The organism is Corynebacterium sp. HMSC077G07 (assembly GCF_001809225.1).
GTDB classification, from domain to species: domain Bacteria; phylum Actinomycetota; class Actinomycetes; order Mycobacteriales; family Mycobacteriaceae; genus Corynebacterium; species Corynebacterium jeikeium_D.
On record NZ_KV796539.1, the window covers coordinates 35818 to 44532 of the forward strand.

An 8715-nucleotide genomic window follows, 5' to 3' on the forward strand; every position below is an offset into this window, starting at 1 on the left:
TCATGCCACCTCCACAGCTGCCACGAGGTGACGTGGGTGTCGTGAAGTCGCATTCCGGGCTGGGTATGCTGCTCGCTACAGCTCACTGCGAGCCTTTGCACCCACCACACCCACACCGCACACCACACCCACCACACGCATTGTGGATAACTCCCGAAAACTGCAAACTATCCACAGTCGATGCCAAATCGATGCCTCCTGAGTCTCCGTGTGAGCCCAAAAATGAGAACGTAGCACTCACCAACACTCGCAAACACTCACAAACACACAAACCCACAAACACTCACACCCCGCCACCCACCCACCAGCAGTTGCCTGGACCTCAGGAGCGCAATCCGATGCCGCAGTGGAACTACGACGCCGACGACATCATCCGTACCGGCCAGCAGCGCGAATGCGCCCGCCCCAGCACATTCGCAATCTCCCGAATCGGCCAGCACTCCGACCGAGATCTCCTCCGGCGGGCCAAAAGCGGCAGCCTCCTGTGGCTCGCACACGGCGCGTACGTGCCTGTCGACAGGTGGCTCACCCTAAACAGCACCGAACGCTACGTCCTGGAAATCAAAGCGCTCGTCCATCGCGACACCGCCACCGTAGTCACCCGCGATGCCGCCGCTGCTCTCCACGGTTTACCTCTGCTCACACACAACACTCCCATCGCGATAGCCAACTCCGGCCGCACGCGCGGGCAATCGCGAAGCACGCCGAATGGCCCGTACCAGCCGCACAAACGCCTCATCCGCGTCTCCGGCCGGATTCTCCCCGAGGACATCGTAGAAATCGATGGCCGCCTCGTCACCGATGTCCCAAAGTCCGTCATCGACGTCTGCCGTTCCCGCACCCCGCACAATGCACTAGTGCTTGCCGACGCCGCCCTCCAGCGCCACACCGACACCGAGGAACTGTCGGCTACGTTGGCTGCATATCCGCGTGCTCCGGGAAATGCACAGGCCAGGAGATTGTTGGGGCAAGCGACAGCGTCGTCGGAAAGCATTGGGGAATCGCTCACTAAAGAAGCAATTGTCCAGGCGGGGCTAGCTGCTGTCGACGATTCTCGGGCTCCGTTGCTTCAGCAGGTTTCCTTTCGGGATGATCGTGGCTTCATCGCACGCGTGGACTTCTACCTGCCCGAACTTGGGCTGGTCGTCGAGTTCGACGGCCGTATGAAATACACCGATGGCGGGGTCGCGGACACGCAGGTGGCAATCGCAAAGGAGCTGGAGCGCGAAAAGCGCCTGAAGAATCTTGGACTGAATGTCATCCGGATCGTCTGGTCACAGCTTTTCGACGGCACCGCCGTAGCCACCTTGCGGCAAGCGGCCGCAGAAATCCGACGTCACCTGGCAAATGGTGGCAGTTGCTATCGCGGAAACTACGCCTTCGCGCGGCAGCCCATCACAATCACAGGTAAGGCGGCCGAGTTGGCCATGCGTCGCCGACGAGTGTGGAGCCAGGCGGGGCGGCTGTACTAGCTGGCTGGCTCATCGGGCCACCCCAACCTCACTTCACGACACAGGTGTCACCTCATGCCCCCTCCACAGCTGCCACGAGGTGACATGGGTGTCGTAAAGTCGCTGAGACTGTCTGTAATCCTTGCGAGAAGCTCCACCACCAACCCCGAACGGCGTTCAAGTCTGGCGCTGTACAGGTATTATGCTTGAGTATCATGACAGCCTCGGAAACCGCCCAGCCGCACACCCCGCCGCCCGCCCAACCACCCGCCCAACCACACACCCGGCCAGCCATCGCCGACCTCGCCCAATTCGACGCCGACCACATCTGGCACCCATACGGCCCCATCCCGTCGCCGGTTGCGCCCAAGCTGGTCGAGTCCGCCGAGGGTGTGAACCTCCACCTCGCCGACGGCCGCACCCTCATCGACGGCATGAGCAGCTGGTGGGCCGCCTGTCACGGCCACTCGCACCCGAAGCTGGTCGCAGCCGCGAAGAAGCAGGTCACCACGATGTCGCATGTCATGTTCGGCGGACTCACACACCGTCCGGCCATTGAGCTGGCGGAAAAGCTCCTAAAGCTCGCGGGCCCCGGCTTCGATGCCATCTTCTACTCGGACTCTGGCTCGGTTTCCGTCGAGGTTGCTATCAAAATGGCGCTGCAGTACCAGCAGGCCAAAGGCCATCCCGAGCGCACCCGCCTGGCCACTTGGCGCGGCGGCTATCACGGCGACACTCGCGCGCCCATGACCGTCTGCGACCCCGAGGGCGGCATGCATTCGCTGTGGACGGGGCAGTGGACTCCGCAGGTCTTCGCCGACAAACCACCCGCCCGCGGCGCAACCGAGGAGGAGCGCGCACGCTATCTCGCGCACTTCGATTCGCTTATCGACGACTCCGTCGCCGGCATCATTATTGAACCGGTGGTCCAAGGCGCTGGTGGCATGCGGTTCCATGACCACGAGCTGCTTGTGGGGCTCCGGAAGCTGTGTGACAAGCACGGGATTCTGCTCATCGCGGATGAGATCGCCACCGGCTTCGGCCGGGCCGGTGACCTGTTCACGACGCAGGCGGCCGGGATTGTGCCGGATATTATGTGTGTCGGCAAGGCGCTGACCGGCGGCTTTATGAGCTTCGCAGCCACCCTCACCACCGCCGACGTGGCTCGCACCATTTCCAGTGGCGCAGGCGGAGGCATCATGCACGGCCCGACCTTCATGGGCAACCCGTTGGCCTGTGCCGTGGCCTGCGCGCAGCTCGACCTGATTGCAGAAGGGCAGTGGCGTGAGGATGTCCCGCGCATCGAATCCCGACTTCGCAACCAGCTCCAGCCCTTAGCCAGCAGCGATGCCGTGGCCGATGTGCGGGTTCTTGGCGCAATCGGGGTCGTGGAGATGCAGCGCCCGGTGGACATGGGCTTGGCCACGGCAGCGGCTGTCGATGCCGGGGTGTGGCTGCGGCCATTCGGCAAATTGGTGTACACCATGCCGCCGTACATCAGCACCAATGACGAGGTCGACCGTATCTGCGAGGCCATCGCCGCCATCGTCGCCGCCGAGGAAGAACGCAAGTAGCGCAACCAAAAGGAGCACCAACCACCATGAGCATCGTCCTTGTCACAGGCACCGGTACCGATATTGGAAAGACCATCGGCACGGCAGCACTGGCGGCGGCACTTCGCGAGGAGGGTAAGGAGGTGCACGTCGTCAAGCCAATTCAGACCGGTTTTCCGGGCCCAAATGGCGGTGATTTGGACACTGTCGCGGAGCTGACGGGGATCGACAACCTGCATGGCTTCGAGCGTTACCCCGAGCCGATGGCGCCGGTGGCGGCGGCTCAGCGCGCGGGCATGCGCCTGCCGAACGCCACGGAGATCGCGGAGAAGATTAAGCTTATCGACGGTCCGAACCGCGTTGTCCTCGTGGAGGGCGCGGGCGGACTGCTGGTGCGACTCGGCGAGGACTGGGCGCTGCCGGAGCTGGCGGGGTTGTTGCCGGGTAGTCAGATGGTGGTCGTGACGCGGTTGGACCTGGGTTGCCTGAACGAGGCGGAGCTCACCGTCGAGGTGGCGCGGGGCCGCGGAGTCAATGTCACGGCGCTGGTCGGCGGTTCGTTGCCAGCGGAGGTCGACCCGATCATTGAGACGAACCTGGACGAACTGCCGCGCATCACCGGGGTGCCGCTGCTGGGGTCGGTGCAGGCGGGAGCGGGCGCGCTGGACCGGCAGGAGTTTGTGGCGAAAGCTACGCAGTGGCTGCCGGGCGTGCGAGAGTGGGCCGCAGCGCTGTAAAAGACGTTGTAGGTGGAGGCCGCGCGGGACGTCGTTAAGCTGGCGTTTTGCGAAAAACGTGCTAAGGTGGCTACACGACAAGGCGCGAGGCTTTCTCTGTAATTCTCTTTATTAACCTGCTTCCACCGGCCATTTTGGGCCCACGGGGGAGAGAACAGCGTCGCCTGGCGCTGACGTTCTAACAAACAGAACATTCTCCAACGCTTGAAAAGGATGTAGGTCAAGTGGCTAAACCCGCTCGCCGAGAAGGCACACCGGCACACAAGAACCGTAAGAATCAATCCAACCGCGGCTCCACTAACGCCCAGCGCAACCGCAGCCGTCGCGACAGCGGCGCGAAGATGGAGACCTCCAACGTCCACGCGAAGGACATCTACGTATCCAACGCTCGCCCGGCGCGCCACCAGCACGTGGACTCCGACCGCCGCGGCTCGGGCAAGCGCGTGCACAGCGAAGCAGGTGAAGGCGTACGTCTGCAGAAGGTCCTGGCACAGGCAGGCGTGGCGTCGCGTCGTATGGCGGAAAAGCTTATCGACGAAGGCCGCGTCGAGGTCGACGGCAAGATTGTGACGCGGCAGGGCGTGCGGGTGGACCCGAACACGTCTGTGATTCGCGTTGATGGTTCCCGCGTCATCGTCAATGAGGACATGCAGTACTTCGTCCTGAACAAGCCGCGTGGCGTGCAGTCGACCATGCACGATGACATGGGCCGCCCGTGTGTGGGCGACATCATCGGTGAGAAGATCAGCGCTGGTCAGCGACTCTTCCACGTGGGGCGCCTGGATGCGCCCACCGAGGGTCTGCTGCTGCTCACCAACGATGGTGAGCTGGCCAACCGCCTGATGCACCCGAGTTACGAGGTCACCAAGACCTACATGGCCACCGTTGTCGGTGAGGTCGATGCCAAGGTCATGCGTGAGCTGGAAAAGGGCATTGAGCTCGATGATGGCATCGCTAAGGCGGACATGGCGCAGATTATTGACATCTGGCAGGGCCGCTCTATCGTCCGCATCGAGCTGCATGAGGGCCGCAAGCACATCGTGCGCCGAATGCTCAAGACTGCGGGCTTCCCGGTCGAGCGCCTGGTGCGCACTAAGATTCACACTGTCCAGCTGGGCGAGCAGACCCCGGGCGCTCTCCGCGCACTCAACCGCGCTGAGCTGACCTCCCTCTACAACGCGGTGGGGCTGTAAATGGCACTAGTGAAGAAGAACGAAGAAAACCAAGGAGCTGAAGGAGCCCACATGAGCGAGCAGAACACTGACGACATGCTGTTGGTTGCCATCGACGGCCCTTCCGGCACTGGCAAGTCGACTGTCTCCCGGATGGTCGCAACCGAGCTGGGTGCAAAGTACCTGGACACCGGCGCTATGTACCGCGTTGCCACCCTGTGGGTGCTGCGCCAGGGCATCGACCCGACCGACGAGGAAGCCGTGGCCAAGGCGACGGCCGCCCTGCCGCTGGAAGTCTCCGATGACCCGAACTCCACCGCCGTCCTCCTCGACGGCGAGGATGTTTCCGGCGAGATTCGCGGCCCGGAGGTCACCCGCAACGTGTCGGCGGTCTCCGCGATTCCGGCTGTGCGCACCAACCTGGTCGCACTCCAGCGTTCGCTGGCCGCATCGGCTGTGCGCTGTGTGGTGGAAGGCCGCGACATCGGCACGGTCGTTCTCCCGGACGTCCCTGCGAAGATCTTCATGACCGCCTCCGCAGAGGTCCGCGCTCGCCGCCGCTACGACCAGGACATCGCTGCTGGTCGTGAGGCCGACTTCGACACCGTGCTTGCCGACGTCATCCGCCGCGACGAACTCGACAGCAACCGTGCGACCTCTCCGCTGAAGCCAGCCGAGGACGCATTCATTCTGGACACCTCTGAGATGGACATTGAAGAGGTCGTGGAAAACGTCCTCGATGTCGTTGAGGCCGGCTACCCGGGGTCCACCATGGACTGGGACGATGTCGACAACGAGGAGTTCGAGGAATCTTACGAGGGCTCTTACGACGATTCCGAGGACGACACCGCCGGACACCTGGTCGCAAACGTGGAGAGCGAAAACGCGCCGGGCACCGCAGGCAGCCACACCAGCGCAGACGAGTTCATCGACCGCACGATTGCCGACCACGAGACGATCATCTCCGAAGCCATCGAGCGCGCCGAAACCGGCCAGATCGATGACGATGCCGACTGGGAAGAGCTGGAGAACGCTTTCGCAGCGCTTGGCGTGAGCGACGAGGAGGAAGAAGCTCTTCCGACCGTGGCCATTGTGGGACGACCGAATGTTGGTAAGTCCACCATGGTTAACAGGTTCATTGGCCGTCGTGAAGCAGTTGTCGAAGACTTCCCGGGCGTGACCCGCGACCGCATCTCCTACCTGGGTGAATGGGGCGGACGTCGCTTCTGGGTGCAGGACACCGGCGGCTGGGACCCGGACGCCAAGGGTATGCATGCGGCGATTGCTCGTCAGGCGGAGACCGCCATGGAGACCGCCGATGTGATTGTCATGGTCGTCGACACCACCGTCGGCATCACCGCCACGGAAGAGGTCATGGCCCGCCGCCTGCAGCGCGCGGAGCAGCCGGTTATTCTCGCCGCCAACAAGTTTGAGTCGGATTCGCAGCTTGGCGACGTCGCGGAGTTCTGGGCCCTCGGGCTCGGCGAGCCGCACCCAACCTCGGCCCTTCACGGTCGTGGCAATGCCGACGTAATGGACGAAGTGGTGTCCTCCTTCCCGGAGGTGCCGCGTGCGAAGTCGCTGCCGACCGGGCCGCGCCGCGTGGCGCTGGTGGGCAAGCCGAATGTGGGCAAGTCTTCGCTGCTGAACAAGCTCTCCGGTGAAGATCGCGCAGTGGTCAGCGACGTGGCCGGTACCACGGTTGACCCGGTGGACTCGCTGGTGCAGATGGACGAGGCGCTGTGGCGCTTCGTCGATACCGCTGGTATTCGCAAGAAGACCAAGACCGCCAAGGGCCACGAGTTCTACGCCTCGCTGCGTACTCGTTCGACGATTGACAACGCCGAGGTCGTGATTTTCCTGGTCGATGCCTCCGAGCAGATTACCGAGCAGGACCAGCGCGTGCTGCGCATGATTCTCGACTCTGGTCGCGCACTTGTGGTCGCCTACAACAAGTGGGACCTCATGGATGAGGACCGCCGCGATCTGCTCGAGCGCGAAATTGAAGAGCAGCTAGCACACGTGCCGTGGGCTCGTCGGGTGAACATCTCCGCCAAGACTGGTCGCGCTGTGCAGAAGCTGGAACCGGCAATGTTGGAGGCCGTGGAGTCGTGGGATAAGCGCATCTCTACTGGTCGCCTGAACACTTGGTTGCGTGCGATCATGCAGCAGAACCCGCCACCGCTGCGTGGTGGCCGCCAGCCGCGCGTGCTGTTTGCCACCCAGGCATCCTCGCGCCCGCCGGTAATTGTGCTGTTCACAACTGGGTTCCTGGAGCATGGCTACCGTCGCTTCCTGGAGCGCAAGCTGCGTGAAGAGTTCGGTTTCGAGGGGTCGCCGGTGCGCATCGCGGTGCGTGTCCGCGAGAAGAAGAAGCGCCGCTAGGACCTGCTGTTAAGCACCGTCAGGTAGTTCCGTTCAGGCCTGCTAGTCGCTCGAATTGAGCTGAGAAAAGCCCAAAATGTGATTTAGGCAATTGCATTTTGGGCTTTTCGTTGGCATTTTGGAGTTTTAGGAAATTAGCGATAAGGAGAACTGACAATGGTCAGGCGCGGCAATAACCGTGACGGCTCTCAGCACGATGGCCGAGACAACAGCTACGGACGCGATTCCTCAAGCGCATACGGCGATGACTCCGCGACTCGCTACATTCCGCGGGACGAGGGATACCGCGGATACAACCCAGATGCCGACTTCGCGGGCGAGCAGCCGACCGAATACTTCGGTGGCGACTCCTCTGAGACACAATTCCTGCAGCGTGGCGATGAAACACGTTTTGAGAACTCGCGAGGTGCCGGAGCCGGTGCAGGTGCTGGTGCCGCCGGTGCACAAGGCAGTGGCGCACAGGGTAGCGGCCAGTACTGGGCCCCGCTTTCTGAAGAAGAACGCGGCTATGGTCAGGCGGGCCAGCAGGCAGGTGCAACCCAGCAGTACTCCGCAGGCGGCGCAGGCGGTTACGGCGACATGAATAACGGCAACAACCGCGGTAATAACCGTGGCAACAGTGGCAATGATGACTCTAAGAAGGGCTGGGGCAAGCCTGTCGCCATTGTGGCCATCGCCGCCATGGTGGCCGTAGTCGCGCTGGTAGCCCTGGTCTTGTCCTTTACTTCCGGAACCGAGGACAAAAACGACAATACGGCGGAGCCGACGCAGGAGACGTCGTCAAGCCCGACGCCGACGACAACCTCGCCGGAAGAAACCACGACAAGCCCAACCGATCGTTTGGACCCGTCGGGCACGATTAACGACACCCGTGAGCGCCTCGAGCAGGAGCTGGACCAACTTCGCGAGTCGCCGCCAGCTATCCCTGGCCCCGGTGAGCGCAGCAGCGGTTGGGGCACCATCCCGCAGGGCGTGGTGGGCAAGAGTCCGGCATCGGTCGAGGTGGAATTGCGTACCAACGGCTACCAGAATGTGACCGTCGTCGACGCCGAGGGCAATCCGACCAACTCTGTGGCTGCGATTATGGGCAAGGTCGCCTCGATCGATCCGCCGGAGGGACAGATGGCGGAGACATCCACTCCAGTGACCATCTACCTGCAGTAATGCGGTAGGCAGGGCAGGGGTCTGGGGCGATTTTCGCCTTCAAACTCCAATGATGTAACCTATAGCTCGTTGCACTTTCGTGCACGCGGGCTGTAGCGCAGTTTGGTAGCGCACCTCACTGGGGGTGAGGGGGTCGTCGGTTCAAATCCGGTCAGCCCGACAAAAATAGCCGCCGTCTTCTGGAAGATTCCGGGAGGCGGCGGCTTTTGTTTACGGCTATTGCGGGTTAAGTAGCAAAAAGTGTGTCTGACTT

General features: G+C 62.6%; 6 protein-coding genes and 1 tRNA gene. All 7 read left to right on the plus strand.

Going from position 1 to position 8715, the window contains the following annotated elements; all coding sequences use genetic code 11:
• Positions 1–311 precede the first annotated feature (311 nt).
• The 7 genes from HMPREF2562_RS07925 to HMPREF2562_RS07955 all read left to right on the plus strand — a co-directional run bounded on the left by HMPREF2562_RS07925 (position 312) and on the right by HMPREF2562_RS07955 (position 8622).
• Positions 312–1472: a PDDEXK family nuclease gene (locus HMPREF2562_RS07925; RefSeq protein ID WP_141750512.1), complete on the plus strand. Its 1161-nt coding sequence runs from the start codon at positions 312–314 to the stop codon at positions 1470–1472.
• A 194-nt stretch (positions 1473–1666) separates the two neighbouring features.
• Positions 1667–3025 carry an adenosylmethionine--8-amino-7-oxononanoate transaminase gene (locus tag HMPREF2562_RS07930; protein ID WP_246816299.1) on the plus strand — a complete coding sequence of 453 codons (1359 nt, stop codon included), beginning with the start codon at positions 1667–1669 and terminating at the stop codon, positions 3023–3025.
• Between the two features lie 26 nt (positions 3026–3051).
• A complete protein-coding gene (bioD, locus tag HMPREF2562_RS07935; protein ID WP_070549844.1) occupies positions 3052–3741 on the plus strand; it encodes a dethiobiotin synthase in 690 nt (229 codons plus the stop codon).
• 341 nt (positions 3742–4082) lie between these two features.
• A complete protein-coding gene (locus HMPREF2562_RS07940) occupies positions 4083–4934 on the plus strand; it encodes a pseudouridine synthase (RefSeq protein ID WP_049189972.1) in 852 nt (283 codons plus the stop codon).
• A gap of 51 nt (positions 4935–4985) precedes the next feature.
• A complete protein-coding gene (gene der / locus HMPREF2562_RS07945) occupies positions 4986–7298 on the plus strand; it encodes a bifunctional cytidylate kinase/GTPase Der (protein ID WP_070549848.1) in 2313 nt (770 codons plus the stop codon).
• Between the two features lie 156 nt (positions 7299–7454).
• Positions 7455–8462, plus strand: a complete 1008-nt coding sequence (locus HMPREF2562_RS07950) for a PASTA domain-containing protein (RefSeq protein ID WP_070546174.1) — start codon at positions 7455–7457, stop codon at positions 8460–8462.
• A gap of 86 nt (positions 8463–8548) precedes the next feature.
• A tRNA-Pro gene (locus tag HMPREF2562_RS07955) sits at positions 8549–8622 on the plus strand.
• Positions 8623–8715 lie beyond the last annotated feature (93 nt).